At 57.6% G+C, this 17,982-nt stretch carries 17 protein-coding genes; 8 read left to right on the forward strand and 9 right to left on the reverse strand.

Annotation, left to right across the window (positions count from 1 at the left end):
- Positions 1-530: 530 nt before the first annotated feature.
- A complete protein-coding gene (locus tag QDY28_RS21075) occupies positions 531-1,754 on the forward strand; it encodes a GGDEF domain-containing protein (protein ID WP_331383656.1) in 1,224 nt (407 codons plus the stop codon).
- A gap of 59 nt (positions 1,755-1,813) precedes the next feature.
- Here the strand turns inward: QDY28_RS21075 and QDY28_RS21080 are convergent, their stop codons facing one another.
- The gene (locus QDY28_RS21080; protein WP_331383577.1) at positions 1,814-3,016 is read right to left on the reverse strand and encodes an NAD(P)/FAD-dependent oxidoreductase; all 1,203 of its coding nucleotides are present in this window, start codon (positions 3,014-3,016) and stop codon (positions 1,814-1,816) included.
- A 5-nt stretch (positions 3,017-3,021) separates the two neighbouring features.
- Positions 3,022-4,410: an aminotransferase-like domain-containing protein gene (locus QDY28_RS21085; protein ID WP_331383578.1), complete on the reverse strand. Its 1,389-nt coding sequence runs from the start codon at positions 4,408-4,410 to the stop codon at positions 3,022-3,024.
- Positions 4,411-4,707: 297 nt separating this feature from the next.
- Here QDY28_RS21085 and QDY28_RS21090 point away from each other — a divergent pair, with 297 nt between their 5' ends.
- From QDY28_RS21090 to QDY28_RS21110, 5 genes are read left to right on the forward strand one after another with little or no spacing between them, the layout of a single operon-like run.
- Positions 4,708-5,808 carry an ABC transporter ATP-binding protein gene (locus tag QDY28_RS21090; RefSeq protein WP_331383579.1) on the forward strand — a complete coding sequence of 367 codons (1,101 nt, stop codon included), beginning with the start codon at positions 4,708-4,710 and terminating at the stop codon, positions 5,806-5,808.
- Positions 5,809-5,844: 36 nt separating this feature from the next.
- The gene (locus QDY28_RS21095) at positions 5,845-5,976 is read left to right on the forward strand and encodes a hypothetical protein (RefSeq protein WP_331383580.1); all 132 of its coding nucleotides are present in this window, start codon (positions 5,845-5,847) and stop codon (positions 5,974-5,976) included.
- The gene (locus QDY28_RS21100) at positions 5,973-6,245 is read left to right on the forward strand and encodes an extracellular solute-binding protein (RefSeq protein ID WP_331383581.1); all 273 of its coding nucleotides are present in this window, start codon (positions 5,973-5,975) and stop codon (positions 6,243-6,245) included. Before QDY28_RS21095 ends, QDY28_RS21100 begins: the two co-directional genes overlap by 4 nt.
- Before the next feature lie 5 nt (positions 6,246-6,250).
- A complete protein-coding gene (locus QDY28_RS21105; RefSeq protein WP_331383582.1) occupies positions 6,251-7,531 on the forward strand; it encodes an ABC transporter permease in 1,281 nt (426 codons plus the stop codon).
- A 2-nt stretch (positions 7,532-7,533) separates the two neighbouring features.
- On the forward strand, positions 7,534-8,361 hold the full coding sequence (locus QDY28_RS21110; RefSeq protein ID WP_331383583.1) for an ABC transporter permease: 828 nt from the start codon (positions 7,534-7,536) through the stop codon (positions 8,359-8,361).
- 31 nt (positions 8,362-8,392) lie between these two features.
- Here the strand turns inward: QDY28_RS21110 and QDY28_RS21115 are convergent, their stop codons facing one another.
- The 3 genes from QDY28_RS21115 to QDY28_RS21125 all read right to left on the reverse strand — a co-directional run bounded on the left by QDY28_RS21115 (position 8,393) and on the right by QDY28_RS21125 (position 10,144).
- Positions 8,393-8,680 carry a hypothetical protein gene (locus QDY28_RS21115; RefSeq protein ID WP_331383584.1) on the reverse strand — a complete coding sequence of 96 codons (288 nt, stop codon included), beginning with the start codon at positions 8,678-8,680 and terminating at the stop codon, positions 8,393-8,395.
- 503 nt (positions 8,681-9,183) lie between these two features.
- The gene (locus tag QDY28_RS21120; RefSeq protein ID WP_028754257.1) at positions 9,184-9,789 is read right to left on the reverse strand and encodes a hypothetical protein; all 606 of its coding nucleotides are present in this window, start codon (positions 9,787-9,789) and stop codon (positions 9,184-9,186) included.
- 40 nt (positions 9,790-9,829) lie between these two features.
- Positions 9,830-10,144 carry a PepSY domain-containing protein gene (locus QDY28_RS21125; protein ID WP_331383585.1) on the reverse strand — a complete coding sequence of 105 codons (315 nt, stop codon included), beginning with the start codon at positions 10,142-10,144 and terminating at the stop codon, positions 9,830-9,832.
- Between the two features lie 370 nt (positions 10,145-10,514).
- Between QDY28_RS21125 and QDY28_RS21130 the strand changes: the two genes are divergently transcribed.
- Entirely contained in the window at positions 10,515-10,796 is a 282-nt protein-coding gene (locus tag QDY28_RS21130) for a hypothetical protein (RefSeq protein ID WP_331383586.1), read from the forward strand.
- A 156-nt stretch (positions 10,797-10,952) separates the two neighbouring features.
- On the forward strand, positions 10,953-11,348 hold the full coding sequence (locus QDY28_RS21135; RefSeq protein ID WP_331383587.1) for a hypothetical protein: 396 nt from the start codon (positions 10,953-10,955) through the stop codon (positions 11,346-11,348).
- Positions 11,349-11,473: 125 nt separating this feature from the next.
- On the opposite strand, the gene QDY28_RS21140 is transcribed toward QDY28_RS21135, so the two are convergent.
- The 4 genes from QDY28_RS21140 to QDY28_RS21155 all read right to left on the reverse strand — a co-directional run bounded on the left by QDY28_RS21140 (position 11,474) and on the right by QDY28_RS21155 (position 17,915).
- The gene (locus tag QDY28_RS21140) at positions 11,474-11,896 is read right to left on the reverse strand and encodes a hypothetical protein (protein WP_331383588.1); all 423 of its coding nucleotides are present in this window, start codon (positions 11,894-11,896) and stop codon (positions 11,474-11,476) included.
- Positions 11,897-12,346: 450 nt separating this feature from the next.
- A complete protein-coding gene (locus QDY28_RS21145) occupies positions 12,347-14,491 on the reverse strand; it encodes a methyl-accepting chemotaxis protein (RefSeq protein WP_331383589.1) in 2,145 nt (714 codons plus the stop codon).
- 16 nt (positions 14,492-14,507) lie between these two features.
- A complete protein-coding gene (locus tag QDY28_RS21150) occupies positions 14,508-15,437 on the reverse strand; it encodes a substrate-binding domain-containing protein (protein ID WP_331383590.1) in 930 nt (309 codons plus the stop codon).
- 609 nt (positions 15,438-16,046) lie between these two features.
- Complete coding sequence (locus QDY28_RS21155; protein WP_331383591.1) at positions 16,047-17,915, reverse strand: diguanylate cyclase; 1,869 nt, start codon at positions 17,913-17,915, stop codon at positions 16,047-16,049.
- Positions 17,916-17,982 lie beyond the last annotated feature (67 nt).

The raw sequence follows: 17,982 nt of genomic DNA on the forward strand, positions 1-17,982 counted from the left end.
TATACGAGGTCACCGGCCAGAACCGGGCCTCAAGATGGTCGTTCGGTAGCAGGCGAAGGCTAATCTCCTTAACAGGGTCCAATGCCCTAAATTTCGATCCAGCCTGAAACCTATCCGCCTCTCCCAACACCTTTAACAGCATCGGGCGCATCTGCCGCTCACCGACCATTCATGCCATCTCCTTGCTCTGATTATGGGGCGGCTGCAAGCTTTCCGCAATTGGGTTTATCCGTGTTCGCAACCTCAGGGGCTACCAGAGCGATCCGGCTTTTCCGAGGAATACTGCCCGGTCCTACAATGAAGCCGGAACTCCCTTTTTGTGAGTAGCGATATCGCCCCAATGCAAGTCCTACCCGACGCAGCAGGCATACAGCGCAAAACCGAAGAATTATAAGTCGAATGGCAAAATTATGGACCTATCGTTGGTCTGACCCCTCATTCTTGCCGGCAAGAGATGCCCCGCTATGTGGCTTACAATGGACGTACAGGAGAACAAGATCTCAGCGAACTCTGTGGACGCGCCCGCACAGATGCCACTCCAGGCGCAAAACCCTATTGTCATGGCTGAGGTGGAACGTCTTCTGAAGGGACGTACCCGGGACATTCGCTTAAAAGGCGAACTTTATCGCCTGTTTCAGGAGCGTTCCTGGTTTCGAACGGCCAAGATCATTCGTTCCTGGATGATTTGGGTTGCCCTGATAGATGCGCTGACATTGGGCCTCAACGCAATCCTGCTTCCAAAGGCGATCGCGCTGTCGATGCTTCCGCCCGCCTGTATCCTTCCTCCGGCTGCCTTGGCCACTGCCTTTGTCTGGAAAATACCGCGCGCTTTCCAGCTTCAAAGGATTGTCTTGATTGTGGGCATGTTCTTTATCCTCCTATCGGTCGCACTGGTGGGCGTGAATGCGGGAGGCGAGTTCTACGAACGGCATTTGAACATCATGCTGTTCGTGGCCATCACAGCGATCATCATCTTTGCCATACCACTGGCATGGACGACGATGATCGCAGTCATGGCGCTCGGTCTTTATCTGTTTTTCCAAATGCATAATCCGATCGTCGAATTGGGAAGCTTGGAAGCTGCCACCCTGTTCTTCGCCAGCGGCATCGTCGCAACGGTGGTGGCCCGGCGTACCATTACGATCTTGGCCCAGAAGACCTTCCTGCTTGAACTGCGGGACAAGAGCCGGGTGGCGGAACTGGCTGATGCGAACGCCCGGCTCGAACTTCTTGCGAGAACGGATCCCCTCACCGGCATCGCCAACCGAAGATGGATGATGGAAATGCTCAATCGTCTCTGGAGTGGGGATCGTCAACGCGCAGAGGGGATTGCCATGCTGATGTGTGATATCGACTACTTCAAGATGCTGAATGATAGTCTCGGCCACGGCGAGGGGGACCGCTGCCTTGTAAAGGTCGCCGGCATTATTCAGAGCAGCATGAGAGGAAACCGTGACCGCGTCTCGCGTTACGGTGGCGAAGAGTTTCTGATTGTGCTTCCAAGCGTGAGCGAGGAAGAAGCCATTGCCGTCGCCGAGCGGATTCGAGAGGGTGTAGAAACTGCTTCTCTGCCAAATCCTGCGTCCGAGATATCGCCGTGCGTCACCCTCAGCATCGGGCTAGTCCACGCGGCGGACCTAGACACCGTCTCGCCCGAGCAACTGCAGAAGCGAGCCGATGAGGCGCTTTACCTTGCCAAGCAATCCGGTCGAAACCGAGTGGTGCTCTACAAGGCAAGCGCGCCGAACGCATAGCTGCAGTGCCTATATCAAAGAAACCGTTGTTCTTGCGCTTTGATCCCGGGGGCCGTGGCTCATATTTCCTTGACGAGATTTGCGATCAGACGGCTGGTGACGGCGGCCAGTGTCAGGCCGAGATGACCGTGCCCGAATGCGTAGAGAATCTTGGCACTGCTACGGCTGCGGCCGATCACCGGCAGCGAGTTTGGAAGAGATGGCCTGAAGCCCAGCCATTTTGTGTGAGGCTGGCCGATATCGGGAAAATACTGGCGCACGCCACGATCCAGGAAATCAAAACGGCGCATGTTGGCTGCGGCGTCCGTTCCGCCGAGTTCGACGGTGCCCGCGACGCGCAGCCTGCCGGCGAGCGGCGTCATATAGAAACCAAGATGCGTCGGGCATACCGAACGCTGAAGAAGCGGAGTTTCTGTTTTATATTCGAGATGATAGCCCCGTTCAGTTTCAAGAGGGATGTTGTCGCCCGCCTGCAATGCAAGCCCCTTGGAGAATGCGCCGGCCGCGATGATGACCGTGCCCACATCGAGGTCGACGTCGGACCCGCTGAGACGCGTCCTGTTGCCGGCGGAAGACAAATGCTCTACGCGCGCCCGGCAGACCCTTACGCCCTTGGTTTCTCCCGCGCTCAACAGACGGTGCATCAACTCGGCCGGATCCGTCACATTCATGGAATCGGGAAAAAAAATGCCCTTTCCTTCGAAAGAAGGAAGCGTCGGCTCCATTGCCGCCACCTGTTGAGAACTCAAGATTTCCTGATGAACGCCGAGTTCCGTACGGATCGCATGAGCCCATGAAGGCTTGGAGCCGGCGTTTGCCTGCGGTTGCAGATAGAGACATCCATTCTTCCGCAGCAGGGATTGCGCTCCAGCGTCCACAGCCATCTCCTCCCATGCCGGCAAGGCGTCCTTCAACAGACGGGCAAGAGCAATTGCATTGGCGCGCGCCGGAGCAGGGAGCGATTGATAGGCAAATTTGGAAATCCATGGCGCCAGTTGGAACAAGGCTGCCCAGCGCAGCGAAAACGGGCTGTCCTTGCCAAACAGAAGATGCGGTAAGCTTTTGAGCACATCCGGATTGCCGACCGGCACGCAGGCATAGTCGGCAAATGTGCCTGCATTCCCATAGGACGCACCGGAGCCGGGCGTATTGGGATCGAGGAGCGTGACCTCGCGGCCCTCAGAGGCGAGTCTGAGCGCAACGGCGAGCCCGATGACGCCCGCGCCTATGATTGCGATATCGGTGCTTTCGCGTTTGCTCATGATCTCTAAACGAACCCAGGAATTTGCAGATGGCCGGCGTCGAGCAACTCGCGCATGGTCTTCAGGGCACGACGCAGGTCCTCTTGTGACCGCGCGGCGCTAAGATTGATGCGAACGCCATGCTGCACCGGTTCGCGCCCCACCGCGAAGGCATCGCCGGGCAGAACGCTCACGCCGCGCTGCAGGCAAGTCCGGGCAAATCCCGCGCCTCTCCATGGATCAGGCAGCCGCAGCCAGGCATGCGTGGAAGTCGGATAGCTCTGCAGGTCGAAATCGCCCAGTAGTTCAGACAGGATCGCCTGTCTTTTTGAGAGTTCGTCCTTTTGGGCCGCGATGATTTTCGCAGCCGAACCCTCTTCCAGAAGAACGGTCGCAATCAAAGCCGCCATGGGATTGGCGCTCCAGCAGTTGATACGAAGTGCCGCCGCGATCTGGTTCATCATGGATCGGGGACCGATGACAAAGCCAAACCGCAGGCCTGGCGCAACGCATTTGGAGAACCCGCCTATGTAGACCGTCAACTCAGGTTCGAGGGTCGCAAAGGACGGAGGCGGATTGTCGAGCAAGGGGCGATAGACATCATCCTCGATGATCAACACGTTATGACGCCGCGCGATCTCGACGATGCCCCTCCGGCGCTCCTCCGACAGCGTGATCGTCGTGGGATTGTGGAGGCTGGGCACCAGGAAGATCGCCCGCGGCCGCAATTGTGCACATGCGGTCTCAAGTGCATCGAGCCGCATCCCTCCCCGATCCATGGCAAGGCCGCGAAGTTCGATATCATGCGAGCGGCAGAGGGCGTTGATGCCTTGGTAGGTCACCTCGTCTGCAAGGATCACATCGCCCTTCTGCGCGACGGCGCTCAGCACGCAATCGAGAGCATGTTGCGCGCCGATCGTCAGAACGACGCGCCCTGGATCATTGTCGCCGGCAACGTCCTTCATCCACTTCGCCACTGTCGCTCGCGCCCAGGCAGGTCCTTCGGCCGGATGGTAGTCCTGCGTCGCCGCATAAAGCGGATTTTTGGAAAGACGCGGCAACAGCGCTGCGGTGACGTCGAGAAAAGCGTTCGTCGCCGGACGATTGACCGATAAATCGACAAGACCAGTATCTTCACTCGGAGCGGAAACGAATTCCGCCCCTTTTTCCGATTTCTGCTCCGCCACAAGCATGCCGCGTCCCGGCCGCGCGTCGATCAAGCCGCGCTCTTGAAGCGCCGAGAAAGCGCGCGTCACTGTCGTGACGTTAATCCCGAGATTTTGCGCGATCTCGCGCTGGGAGGGCAGTCGTTCTCCCTTAGCCAATTCCCCGCTGGCGATACGATCAGCAATGGCATCGGCCAGTCGCCGATAGACGGGACCGTCGCCGCTTAGGAGTTGAAGGTCTTGCATCATTGAATGGTGGTTCCGACAAATCTATGTCGGCTTGTACCACATGAAAAACGACCAGACAACGCATACAAATCAGATAATATGCCAAACAATTCAGTTATGCGTAGATAAAACGCCATACAATTAACGCTTGACATCGAATTTCTATGGTTCAATATCCAGACAATGAAATTTGTGTGACCATATAAGCTGCTGCATCTATGCAGGAGGACTTCACATGCAAAGCGCAGTTCGTCTTTGGTCAATTCCGGATGTCTGGCGCCTGCCATTCGATTCCGACGTCAACAATGGAGCCTTGTGATGGCGTCCGGAACAGCGCCTCTACGCGAAACGGATCGTTTCGTCGATTTCATCGACGTCGAGAAATCCTATGACGGCCGCACTTTTGCAGTTGCCCGGCTGAATCTGCATGTCTCGAAGGGCGAGTTTCTGACCCTGCTTGGTCCCTCGGGATCGGGCAAGACGACGACGCTCAACATGCTTGCCGGATTTGAGCGACCCACCAATGGCACTATCATCCTGAACGGTCAGCCGGTCGACCGATCGCCTCCCTACGAACGCAACATCGGCATGGTATTTCAAAATTATGCACTCTTTCCGCATTTGACCGTCGAAGAGAATGTCGCCTTTCCATTGTCCGTGCGGAAAATGCCGAAATCCGATATCGCCGCGCGTGTCCAAAAGGCGTTGGACATGATCCAGTTGCGAAAATTCTCCGATCGCCGGCCCGGTCAGCTTTCGGGAGGCCAGCAGCAGCGCGTTGCACTCGCACGGGCGCTGGTCTTCGAGCCCACGCTTGTCTTGATGGACGAGCCGCTTGGTGCGCTCGACAAAAAGTTGCGTGAGCATATGCAACTCGAGATCAAACAACTGCATTCGATGCTCGGCGTTACCATCGTCTATGTCACGCATGACCAAAGCGAGGCGCTGACCATGTCCGACCGCGTGGCGGTCTTTAACAATGGCAGCATCGCTCAGATCGGGACCCCCGACGATCTCTATAACCAGCCTGCAAATCCGTTCGTCGCGAGCTTTATCGGCGAGAATAACACGCTTGATGGCGTGGTCGATGACGTCTCGGGCGCTGAGTGCCAAGTGACACTGAACGGCGGCGGCCATATCAGAGCAGCAGCAATAGGTCCCGTTGCAAAGGGAGCACCTTGCCAGATTGCCCTGCGTCCCGAGCGCATTCGCGTTGGCCCTGCAACGCTGAAGGACAACAGCTTCCAGGCAACCGTGGAAGGCAGCATCTATCTGGGCGACCATCTGCGGCTCCTGACACGGCTCGGAAACGGCCAACTCCTGAGCGTGAAGATCGGACCGGAGAGAATGATGGCAGCGGGCGAGACGGTCGCGCTCGGTTGCTCCTCGCTCGATTGCCGCGCTTTTCCAGTTCAGTGACGATCTAAAATAAATATCAAAACAAGAGAGGAACAGATGAAAAACAGAATTTCCAAACTCGCGCTGCTTGCAGCCGCAGCCTACATGACGGCCTCCCATACCGGGCTCGCCGGCGAGCAGTTGACGATCATGGCGACCGGAACGATCAGATCCTGGAATATGACATGATCAGCATTCCGAAGGGCGCAAAGAACGCGGATCTTGCCCACAAATATCTCGCTTACATCAGCAAGCCGGAAAACAACGCCAAGCTGGCGAGCTTCATCACCTATGGTCCGGTGCGCAACGACGCGACCAAGTTTGTCGCAGCCGACGCATTGCCGAAACTGCCGAATGCGCCCGATCATATGAAGTCCTATCTGGTCGCGGATACGGAGTTCTGGGGCGATTACGGCGAAGATCTGGTGAAGCGCTTCAACGCCTGGCTGGCGCAGTAACCGCCATGTCTACGATTCAGCCCAACGACATCAGCCAGAATCGTTTCATGCAGAAACGCGACGGCGGTGAGACGGTAGACGCAAAATTGCTGATATCGGCCATAAGGCAGTCGCAGGCCCGCGAGCGATTAAGATCGCTCGCGCTCGCCGCACCGCTTCTGGTGTTGTTGGTGCTGAGCTTCGGTATTCCCATCGTCGCCCTTCTGTCGCGGGCGGTCTACGACCCGACGATTGCCAATGCCCTGCCCCAGACTGGGGCGGCGATGGAAACGTGGAACGGCACCGATGTGCCTGACGACAAGATCTTTGCGGCCCTTGCCGCTGATCTGAAGATGGTCCAACAAAACGGAACCATCGCCGAATTCGCCAAGAGCCTCAATGCAAGACTGCCCGGTGCGCGCAGCCAGGTACTGAAAACCTCCCGCGCGCTCGACAAGCAAGGCGTTGTCGACGTCGATGTCATGAAGGCCAATCCCTTCTGGACCGATCACCGCACATGGGTGACGATCGAAAATGGCCGACATGTACTGACCTCGTTTTATCTGCTGAGCGCCTTGGATTTGCAGTGGAATGTGGATGGCGGCATCGAGCGCGTACCGCCGGAGCAGGCGATTTTCCTTCGCGTTTTTATCCGTACCTTTTTTGTGGCGGCCGCTGTTACGTTGGCAACGCTGATCCTCGGCTTTCCGCTGGCCTATCTGATATCGAGCGCTCCCAAGACCATCGGGGCGGTGCTTATCGTCGCAGTTTTGTTGCCGTTCTGGACATCGATCCTGGTGCGCACTGCCGCCTGGACGGTGCTGCTGCAGAAGTTTGGGCTGATCAATGACGTGCTTCTCTGGATCGGCGTAACGGATGTCAGGCTCGACCTGATGTATAGCCGTCTCGGTCTCATCATAGCCATGACGCACATTCAACTGCCGTTTACGCTGTTGCCGATCTACAGCGTCATGCGGACGATCCCGCCGTCACAGATGCGCGCTGCCTATTCGCTGGGTGGCCGACCCTTCACCTGCTTCAGGCGCATCTATCTGCCGCAGGTCGTCCCTGGCATCATGGCAGGCTGCTTGCTGACGTTCATCCTCTGCCTTGGCTACTATATCACGCCGGCACTGGTCGGCGGCGCCGGTGATCAGTTGATCAGCAATTTTATCGCCAACTATATCAACGTCGAACTCAATTGGGAGATGGCGGCTGCCCTTAGCTTTATTCTCCTCGTTTTCACTCTCGGTCTGTATGCGCTCTTTGCCCGCATGCTTGGCCTCGATCGTCTGAAACCGGTGTGATCATGCTGCTGTCCCCCTATCCCACTCTCGGCGAGAGAATTCGCGTCTCTTTATTGTGGCTGTGGAGCGCGCTCGTCATCGTTTTCCTGATGGTTCCGATCCTTGTGCCCATCCCCCTCTCCTTCAACAGCGGCGCATTCTTCGTGTTTCCTTTGGAGGGCCTCTCGCTTCGATGGTACGAGGTGGTGCTGGGCACCGAACGGTGGCAGATGTCGATTGCCAACAGCCTGATCATCGGCTTCGGCACGACCGTTCTCGCCACAACGTTGGGGACATTGACGGCGATAGCGCTCGCGAACGACAAGTTTCCGGCGCGGCGCATCGTGATGCCACTCGTCATTTCGCCGTTAATTGTCCCGGTCGTTATCACGGCCGTCGGATCTTATCTCTTCTATGCGCGCATCGGCCTTGCAAGCACCTATGCCGGTGTCATCCTTGCCCACACCGCACTCGCCAGCCCTTTCGTGGTGGTCACGGTGGGCGCGAGTCTGACGGGATTTGATCGCACGCTCATGCGGGCTGCCTCGATCTCCGGTGCCCGGCCGACCGTCGCGTTTCGCAGGGTGATGCTGCCTCTCATTCTGCCGGGAATATTATCGGGCGCCGCCTTTGCCTTCGTAACCTCGTTCGATGAGGTCGTCGTTGCCCAATTCCTCACCAGCGCCAGCCAGCGCACCATGCCGCTTGAAATGTTCACGGGATTGCGCGAGAGGCTGAGCCCGGCGATTACCGCGGCTGCGACGCTAATGATGCTGCTGTCGATTGTCCTGCTCGTGGTCGCCAACTTGCTCGTACGAGGTGCGCGAAAAGGAAGCAAGCTCGAAAGCTGAGGAACGTGCAGATACGAGATAAACCTCGCCGTCAGTGCACAGGCTTGATCGGTGTGGCGGCGAAGGAGTCGATGCCTTCGAGTTCGACCGTTTGAAGGAATTGTTCAAAAGCCTCCACATCGGTGTCGAACACATCCATCCACACCGTGATATCGAGTCCTTCGTCGACGACCTGAAGATTCCATCCGCAATCCTCGCCGAACGGTCGGAAAATTTCCACGATCACGCTTATCCCGTCGGCAATAAACGGCCGAGACAGGGGAGAATATTCAAAGTGCGGATTACAATCGTTCTCCGCATCGGCCAAACAATTTGTCATACAGTCTCTCCCGGCTAACTCCATGCCCGCGAATACAACAACTCACGAAGCTGACTTTGCTTCGTCACGCCGATCTGAAACCAATAGACAAGCTCTCGCGCCGCCTCCTGGGCTTCGGCGCTTGCCTTCTCGCAACACCGATCCTCGCAATAAGCGGTTAAGAGCGTGTGCATCATCACAACGTCTTCCGGATAAAGCGGTGGCGTCCGACTGCCAAATGCCCGAGCCATTCCGTCCTCCTACGTGGGTCAAACTGCCTTCAGGACAGTAGGCAAAAAATTCGGCTCGCCAATTAACTTTGACATAGGGCGCATTATTCTTCGGCAAGGACTGATACGCGAACTGAACCGCCGCGCCTTGAATTGGTTGTTCGCTGAAGGTTGCGTTCCGTCAAAGGAAAAAACCAAGGAAAAATGCTTACCTAAAGAAGATTTGCGTGCAGTCTGAAAAACGGCATCGGTGCACTGAGCCGGCAACGAGGGCCGGCTCAGTGGCGAGATGAATTAAAAACGCGGTGGGGGCGTGTAGGGCCGAGAATCTACGTCGGCGTCGTCGTAAGGATCGAGCGTATCGTCGAACCGCTGCCATCCTTGCCCTGCATAGAGGGCGCGACGCTCGCGGATATTGACGCGCGGCAGGCGATCGAGGATCTGATTCGCGGTCGCGATCTCATCGTCGTCGACACGCGCTACGACAAGCGAGCTGCCGCGTCGAACGCTCTCGGCGTAGACATTCGCATCCTCCTCGGGCACACCCGACTTTATCAAGGCACCGACAATGCCACCCGCTGCGCCGCCGACGACGGCACCGCCGGCCGCGCCGGCCAGAGCGGCGACAAGCCAACCTGCGGCGACCACCGGGCCGACACCCGGAATGGCAAGCATCCCAAGCCCTGCCAGCAGGCCGCCTGCTCCACCGGCCACAGCGCCGACACCTGCTCCGGCGCCCGCGCCTTCGGCGGCTTTATTGCCCTGTTCCTCGACCTTGCGGCCCTCGCCGGTTCTGCTGACAATGCTGATATTGTCAGACGAGATTCCGGCGTCTTCCAACTGCTCAACGGCACGTTCGGCATCGCCACGCTGATCAAAAAGTCCAGTCACTGTTGCCATGGGATTTTCCTTCCTTCGTGTTCTTGATGGTGACGATCGTTCACTTCGTGACGATGTTGCCCTGGTAGTCCAGCGCAACCTGGACCGTCTTCGAGCCTTTCTTCGCGGACGCTCTCCACACACCTTGATCGTCGAGCTGCAGGTTGGTGATGTCGGTATAGCCAGCCTCTTCCATTCGCGATTTAGCCTGGCCTTCGGTGAAGCTGTTCTTACCCTGTACCGGCGCACCGGGGTTCGTTGTGTCGGGGGTGGCGACCGCGGGCGTCTTCTGCGTGGTCGTCGGCTTCTCGCTCTGTGCAAAGCCGGCCGAAGTGGCCATCAGAAAAGCAGCCGAAATTAGTAAAATTTTCCTCATTGGATTCCTCGCTGTCGTTCTTCTGAATTGAAGTCCGCACACCTAATCGGTTGAGAGAATTTATGTTCCAGGACCGACTGAAGAATCTATTCGACGCTCAATTCCGCTCAAAAGGCGGAAACGCCGTAGGAATTATATCTTTTTGCTCAGTTTATGACACGACGAATGAAAGCCTGCGCCGTTGCCGCGCGTTATTCCTAGGAGCAGCCGAAAGTTTCCTCGATACCGACTTCACTGCTCAGAATTTGCTTCCAAATGTGCGGCTGCACAGGCCGCTGTACCAGCCTGCGACCCACTCCTATCGTCTCGAAAAGGCTAGGGAACCGCGAGCCTCCAGCGGAGTTTTGTTCCCATCGCAAGGAGCACGGCAATGCATCTCACCGACACCAAGGTCATCCACGAGGGAAACATGCTGAAGGTTCAATTCTTCGGGGAGGGAGGCGAGGTCGTTTCCGTTCAGATAAACAGCGGCGGCGTGCAGATGGATGATGTTGCGGCAATCGATCAGGCCAAGGTGATGATGGTTCAACTTACGGCGTTCGGCACGCGGGACGGCGGCGGAAGCCTCAACGCCTACGATGCGTTCAGCAATGGCAATTTCGATCAAGGTCCGCCGTATCCACCGGTCGACAAGTCCAATACGAAGCACTGAGGTCAGGCGCTGCAAAGGAAGCAGGGCGAAGAGCCGCGGCTACGTCGTGGGCTTTGCGGCACAACCGCCAACTTCGGCTGTTCTTTAGGGAGAGTAAGCTTTAAGGAGAAGCAAATCATGCCAGACAATTCAAAGACGTCCCCTGCGGTGGAATCCATGAAGCTGGAACAGGCCGCGCAGCGGCGCAAGGCCAACAAAGGGGAGCTGGAGGTCGGCCTTGAAAATACCTTTCCGGCGTCAGACCCGGTATCGGTTACGCGCAGCGACATTCCTTCGGGACGGACCGATACCGATGAGGCCCAGCGGGTGAAACGCCAGCCCGATCCATCGAGCAACGCCGACGCACCGCTGGTTGGTGACAAGGGGGGCAGTGCGCAGGGAGGATTCATGTCTCGCGAGGGATCTCAGCGTGAGGGATTTTCGCAATCCCAATCAACGGCCGGAACTATGCTCGCCAATTTTCGGGAACGCGTAAGGGAAAGACCCCTTTTGGCCGTCGGTGTCGCGGCGCTTGCCGCCTATGCTTATGCGGTCAGATCCCACCGCTGGTGAAGGCAACTGCGCGGATACGATCCTGGAACGGCGGTTGGAGGCTTCGAGGCTGCGCTTCTGAAGCCTTCGGTCGCTATCCGGAAATCGAAGGCGCGCCGGAACGGCGCGAGATTTCAATCAAGCTCTTACCGCGACTTTTCGTCGGGCCAAGCAATCATCAGCGGTATCGCCACTCTTGCGATCTTTCCGAGAGGCAATCGCTTCAACAAACGAACACTGACAAAGGTAGCCGCCATCGCGCCTGCCAATTTCGCCCATGGATAGCGGCCGAGTTGGGCATGCGCGCTTGCATCTGCCCAATCGAGGTTCGATCTGACGACGGTTGTCGCCTGCTGCGCAACGGCACCTAGGCGCGTCCGCAGATTTTCCATCGCGTCTCTGAGATGGGCGATCTCACTCTTAAGCTCATCAAGACGACGCCGTTCGACGCCCATGTCGTCAAGGCTTTGAAAGCCCTCCTCCGCCGGCGCATTCGCCTCAAGCGCGGCGAGATGAGCCTGCAACTCAGCGTCGGTTCGAAAGCCCTCCGGCTGCTTAGAAGCGCTCATGGCGGCCTCCCTTATATAGAGGTGTAACAGCGGGCAGAAGCATTGCTCTCACCCGGCTTTGCTCTCGTCCTTGTGTTCCCGCACAGTCCCGCGAGTAACCGTCGGGACAAGGAACCAAGTCGCATCTGTCATTTGCCGGGATGGCGCGTTGACTCAAGGACATCCTGTCTCTCCTGCGATAATTGGATCCGAGGAGAACGCCTCAGGAGTCAAAAGGATGCATGAAGCGCGTCCAGTCTATGGCGGCTTTGCGTGCCACAGGTGGGGATGACGCGAATACTACCCCGCGGCGCTGATCGTAAGGAACATAGCTCCGCGACATTCATTTATCCGCTGCGGTCTCCATGGCCGCAGCTCAAGGTGTTCACGCGGGTCACCGGAGCTTGAGCCCGCCGCGTTCATCACACGCGGCGGGCTCTGATATGTCGCCGTCCACTATTCGCGAAAGCGTCAAGACGCCATTGCATAAAGGCGACGCTCGGATTGAGCCGCGCTACGCGTTCTGAACCGTTGCACCAGGTCGGCGAGGTTCTCGGTCTCCTGAGTGAGGCTTTGCGCGGCGGCCGTGGTCTCTTCCACCATGGCGGCGTTTTGTTGGGTTACCTTGTCCATTTGATCGCCGGCAGCCGAGACTTCGCGCAGACTTGCGGCCTGTTCGCGCGCCGCAACGGCGATCTGGGCGACGGTCGAACTCATGGCAATGACCTGCTCGACGATTTGTTCGAGCGATGTGCCGGATTCGCCGACAAGCTGCACACCCGTCCTGACCTGGGCGGAAGAGGTCGAGATCAACTCCTTGATCTCCCTGGCTGCACTTGCGGAGCGTTGTGCAAGTTCGCGCACCTCTTGGGCGACGACCGCAAAACCCTTGCCCGCTTCGCCTGCGCGCGCCGCCTCCACGCCCGCATTGAGGGCGAGCAGGTTGGTCTGGAAGGCGATTTCGTCGATGACACCGATAATGTTGCCGATCTTGGCTGAAGAGTTCTGGATCTCCGTCATCGCGGCAATCGCGCGGCCGACGATCGCGCCGCCATTCTCCGCATTGGCCCGTGCGGTGGCGACGGCGCTCTGAGCACCACTTGCACCTTCCGCCGTGCCATTGACACCGCGCGTGACATCGCCCAGCGCTGCGACCGTCTCTTCGAGCGAGGCCGCCTGCTGTTCTGTACGACGTGCAAGATCGTGGGATGCGGAGGAGATTTCCGTCAGGCCCGACCTGATCGTACCGACGGCGCGGATCACAGAGTCCACAGCCTCTTCTAGGCTGGAAACGGCGCTATTGAAATGATCGCGAATGCGGATGTAGCGGCCGTCCACCTCACCAACGCGCACTGTTAGGTCACCCTTCGAGAGCGCATCGAGTCCGAAAGAAATCTGCTGGAAGGCATGTTCCATCACCTGGGCATCGGAAAGCCGCTCGGCCTCCTGGCGCAAGCGCTCTTCTTCGGCCGCAAGGCGAGCGCGTTCGGCATTGGCTTCGGCGACGACCTTGGCGTGCCCTGTTTCTTGAAAGACCTTCAGCGAACGTGCCATGGCGCCGAGCTCGTGACGATCCTCGGTGCCGTCGATCGTCATCGTGTCGTCACCGCGCGCGAGGCGCTCCATTGTCCGTGCCATCTTGCGCACAGCCGAGGAAATTAGCTGACCGATAAAATAGGCGAGCACGAGACCGATCACGATCAGAAGCCCGCTCATCACCAGCGTCGAGCGGGTCGCAGACGCAACCGTCGTATCGACCGAACTGTCGAGGGACTTCTGCGCATCCATGACGGTCGCCTGCAGATCTCTGAAGCCGGTGGCGATTTTCGGCGCCAGAACATTGAGTTCGCTGTCGCGGATCTTGTTGGTCGCGAGCAAAACATCCCTCACGTCGCCAAGGCGACCGGTGTAGTTCTGCATGAGCTGGCCGGCACCAAGAATGCGTTTGTGCTGCAGTTCACCTTTTGCAGCCTTGGCGGCCGCCTCGTTCAACGCCATGGCATCGTTCAGAGCCGCGTGGGCGGTGTCGTAAGATGCCGGATCACCGGAATGGATAAAACGCTCGGAGAAATAAAGGCTGCGGTTCAAGGCTTCGAGTGTCGCCCCCGTCATATGCAGCAGCGTCACATCGTTCTGCCTCCAGGCACTGCGCATGACGTCATTCAGCGCAATGCTGGTCCAGGGCCCAAACTCGGTGACCTTGGCGATCAGGGCGTCGCGCCGGGCGTGAAGGGTGACGATCTGCTCGAAAGCCTTTGCGTAGGCGTCCACATCCCGGCGGATGGTGGCCATGCCCGTCTCCAGAGAGCTGTTGCCGGCAAAGCGCTGGTCTTCGGCGGCAAACGCCTTAACCCCTGCGCGGAAGCGGTCCACGACATCCTGCGTCGGGCTGGATCTGAAAGCTTCCACCGACATCTGGATCTCGTGGAGCTGGTTGCTGTGGTCGGAAATGGCAAGGCTCTGGCCCGCGGTATTGCGGTAAGAGGAGAAGATGGACGAAAGCCCGTCCATACCGGAAATTGCATTGACCGACAGCAAGCTCATGAGCAGGATCAGCGGCAGGAAGCCAGCCGTGATCTGTGCCCGGATGCCGAGTTTATTCCAAAAGCGCAACATCATAATCCTCTTTTGCTCACTGGGTCTTCGGCAGGTATTGGGCGATGTTCTGGGGCGTGACGAGTTCGAACGGGACGTTGTTAACTCGCGGCACTTGCTGGCCATTCATGAGCTTGATTGCGGCATCGACTGCCGTCGCGCCCTGTCCGACCGCGCTCTGAAGGATGGTCACATCGAGATCGCCCGCCTGCATCGCCGCAAGCGCGTCGTCGGTTGCATCGACGCCGCCGACAATGACATCTTTCATCGCCATGCCATTCCGCTTCATGGCCCGGATGGCGCCGAGCGCCATTTCGTCATTATTGGCGATGACCGCGTCGAACTTGACGCCGGCAGACAGCCATTCCTGCATCTGCTGATCGGCGTAGTCACGCGACCAATAGGCAGCTTGCCGCTCGACGATCTGCATGCCTTTGCATTCGGGCGTGGCAATAACGTTGTCGATATCCTCAGTGCGGGCGCGAGCGGCTTGGTGGAAGGGCTCGCCCATCAGCACCACGACGCGGCCTTTACCCTTCATCAGAGAGCAGACTTCCTTCGTCTCGAGGGTTCCGGATTCCTTTTCGTCCGAGGCGACCACGACTTGGTTTTCCGGCAGGTCGGAGAGGTTCGAGGGGACGTTGTTGATATAGATAAGCGGGATGTGAGCATCGGCGGCAAGCTTGGTCATCTGCGGTCCGAGGTCGCCGTCAGAAACGGCAACGATGATGGCATCGACCTTATCGGCTATGAGCTGCTGAACCTGCTTGTTTTGAAGCTCGTTGTCGCCCTTGGCATTCTGCGTGACAAGTTTCAGTCCGGAAATGGTTTTTCCATGCGAAAGGACACCGTTCAGCAATGCGGTGCGGAATTTATCCAGATCGGACATCGATACGCCGATCGTTTGTGCGCTCGCGGTGGAGGCGCACATCGCCATCGCGAAAGCAGCAAGTAAGGTTTTTCTCATTATCTCCCCCAAACGTTCATCGTACTGAGGATCTATAATGAGATTTTAGTTAAATTTTACTTTATGGTAACCAATGCCTTTAAGAACATCTTCAGGTTCGCACAGAGGTTTCTGAATAAGAAAATCTTCTTTTGCTACATTATTGATGAATAATATTGCAATCACCGGAGCAGCACCGTTTATTGGCCCATCTCCTCAATCGCCCGGTGAAGGCCACGCGATGAAGTGCCGCTCACTACAAACGACCGCGATTTTCGTGCTGACGAAGAATGATATTTTCAAGAGATGATGTCGAACACGGCAGGGAACAGTGGGAAGGGCGCATGGCGTGTTCCCTGCCGTGCATTGTAGAAGGCTGCGTTGACAGCGGAAACGCTCCGTAAACAGTCTTCTGATGGCCGCACTGGAAAGCGGCGCGTTGGAGAGCTAAGGGAGGAGCTCGCCACGCATCGAACATTTGGTCACGTCCTTTGTTCCCGGGAACGGGACGCGGCGAATTTAAAATTTCAGAACCGATGCCAACACCTCGGATTTTGCGATCGGCTGCCGCAGCCTTTGACCGCCTCGCTGGCGGCTGACTTGAAGACTATCGTTATTACGCCAACCGAACTATGCGGCTGTTGCCCGGTCACCAGCCGTGGCTATGCAATCACGGCCCTTCGTCTTGGCATCATAAAGTGCCTGGTCCGCAGCCTCCACCAACTCGGCCGCGCTTGCGAATGTCGATCCATCGGACATCGTCGCCACGCCAATGCTGGTCGTCACGATCGATTTGCTGCTTGCCCTGTGCGGTATTGCAAGTCGATGCAGTGCCGAGCGCAGAAGCTCGGCGAGAGCCAAAGCGCCGTCTCCGTCTGTTCCAGGAAGAACGATCGCAAATTCTTCGCCGCCGAAACGGGCCGCAAGGTCGGACGTTCGTACGACCACCGAACGGAGCACATCGCCGATAGCCTTGAGGCACTTATCGCCCTCAAGATGACCATAGCTGTCGTTATAGGTCTTGAAATGATCGATATCGATCAGCAGCATGCTGAGAGGGGAGCCGCCGCGGCGTGCCCGAGCGAACTCCGTCACGATCACTTCGTCGAACACCCGTCGGTTGGCGATGCCGGTCAGCGCATCGGTATAGGCAAGCCCCGTCATTTTTTGAGCAAGTTGCTTCAATTGTTCTTCGGAATGCTTCATCGACGTGATGTCCGAAACCACCACCAAAGCAGAACCGTCGGAGGCCAGCCGGGTGCGCAGGCTGAGCCAGCGCCCGTCAAACAGAGGAATTTCGGTGTCTCGCGTCAGAAAGAGCTGCGCGGCGGAAGCTTGTATCCACTCCTCGCTGACGTCCGGGCTGACATCGATCCTTTCCGCATTCCGCACAACGGCTCGGACAATATCCGAAATGTGGGCACCCGGCTGTCTGGCATATCCCGACCGAGGAAATGCAGCACGGTATTGGTCGTTGCAGAACACCAGCTTGCCATCCGGACTGAACATGGCAAGGCCATCAGACATTTCCGCCATCGCTTGCAAAAGCACATTCTTGCTGTCGACGGCTTCTTGTATCAGCCGCTTTTTCTCGGTGATGTCACGCGTCACGCCCGCAAGCCCGATCAACTCGCCGTGGCGATCTCGCAAAGGGACCTTTGACGTCAAGAACCAGCGTTCTCGGCCGTCCCGGATCACGAAGGGCTCCTCGAAATCCACCATCGGAATCCCGGACGACATAATCTCCTGCTCGCGCTCGAAAAAAGCTTGAGCCATGTCGCGAGGATAAAGGTCGAAATCGGTCAGTCCCACCATCTCCGAGGATTTCGTACGGCCGTGATCGCGTGCGACATTCAGATTGGCGGCCAGGAAACGGCTCTTGTGATCTTTGACGTAGTAAAAGTCCGGCGCTTGGGTAAGCGCAGCGCGCAGGATGTCTCGCTCGGCGGTGAAGGCGTGGAAGTAGGTGATCACGGAGGCTGCGACCAAGGTTGCTGCAAACCCGGTTACGATGAAGCCGGCGGTGGTGATCGGAGAGCCGCCAGCTCCATATGCCAAGCTTATTCCCAAGGAGACCGAAGCCACGGTCGCGGCTGTGGCCATAATTCTTTTCAGATTCAGGGGCTGGCGGCGGAATAAGAAATGCACCGACGTTCCGAGGAGCGACACGACTACGATGGAGATCAGTCCTGGCTGAAGGCCGGCGCCGCCCATTGAGATCCTGTAGATGGCCGTAAGCGTGCCCGTCACCAGGATGGCCAACGGCCCGCCATAAACAGCCGATACGGCGAGCAAGGTCGAGCGCAGATCGGCATAGTAACCGCCATCGATTTCAATCGACAGCACCATGGAAACGATCGCTCCCAGGCCCATCATCAAACCAAAGGCGATTTTGGCCTGGACCTCGGAGAGGCGATAGAGCCGGTAGTGGAGATGCATCCACACCGAAATGAGGAGCGAGACGGCAGCGACATTGCCGATCAGAACTTGCCAAGCCACGATCACTTTTCCAAAATTTTAAAAGAACTTAGCTGGGATTCTTTGATGAAGTTTGAATCTCTGGACA

The sequence above is a fragment of the Rhizobium sp. BR 362 genome, from assembly GCF_036528765.1.
Taxonomy (GTDB): Bacteria; Pseudomonadota; Alphaproteobacteria; order Rhizobiales; family Rhizobiaceae; genus Rhizobium.

Coding starts and splice junctions, on each gene's coding strand:
- QDY28_RS21075 (WP_331383656.1), top strand. CDS start 531: ATGCCACTCCAGGCGCAAAACCCTATTGTCATGGCTGAGGTGGAACGT.
- QDY28_RS21135 (WP_331383587.1), top strand. CDS start 10,953: ATGAAGCTGGAACAGGCCGCGCAGCGGCGCAAGGCCAACAAAGGGGAG.
- QDY28_RS21150 (WP_331383590.1), bottom strand. CDS start 15,437: ATGAGAAAAACCTTACTTGCTGCTTTCGCGATGGCGATGTGCGCCTCC.
- QDY28_RS21105 (WP_331383582.1), top strand. CDS start 6,251: ATGTCTACGATTCAGCCCAACGACATCAGCCAGAATCGTTTCATGCAG.
- QDY28_RS21095 (WP_331383580.1), top strand. CDS start 5,845: ATGAAAAACAGAATTTCCAAACTCGCGCTGCTTGCAGCCGCAGCCTAC.
- QDY28_RS21090 (WP_331383579.1), top strand. CDS start 4,708: ATGGCGTCCGGAACAGCGCCTCTACGCGAAACGGATCGTTTCGTCGAT.
- QDY28_RS21130 (WP_331383586.1), top strand. CDS start 10,515: ATGCATCTCACCGACACCAAGGTCATCCACGAGGGAAACATGCTGAAG.
- QDY28_RS21080 (WP_331383577.1), bottom strand. CDS start 3,016: ATGAGCAAACGCGAAAGCACCGATATCGCAATCATAGGCGCGGGCGTC.
- QDY28_RS21085 (WP_331383578.1), bottom strand. CDS start 4,410: ATGATGCAAGACCTTCAACTCCTAAGCGGCGACGGTCCCGTCTATCGG.
- QDY28_RS21125 (WP_331383585.1), bottom strand. CDS start 10,144: ATGAGGAAAATTTTACTAATTTCGGCTGCTTTTCTGATGGCCACTTCG.
- QDY28_RS21100 (WP_331383581.1), top strand. CDS start 5,973: ATGATCAGCATTCCGAAGGGCGCAAAGAACGCGGATCTTGCCCACAAA.
- QDY28_RS21145 (WP_331383589.1), bottom strand. CDS start 14,491: ATGTTGCGCTTTTGGAATAAACTCGGCATCCGGGCACAGATCACGGCT.
- QDY28_RS21110 (WP_331383583.1), top strand. CDS start 7,534: ATGCTGCTGTCCCCCTATCCCACTCTCGGCGAGAGAATTCGCGTCTCT.
- QDY28_RS21140 (WP_331383588.1), bottom strand. CDS start 11,896: ATGAGCGCTTCTAAGCAGCCGGAGGGCTTTCGAACCGACGCTGAGTTG.
- QDY28_RS21120 (WP_028754257.1), bottom strand. CDS start 9,789: ATGGCAACAGTGACTGGACTTTTTGATCAGCGTGGCGATGCCGAACGT.
- QDY28_RS21115 (WP_331383584.1), bottom strand. CDS start 8,680: ATGACAAATTGTTTGGCCGATGCGGAGAACGATTGTAATCCGCACTTT.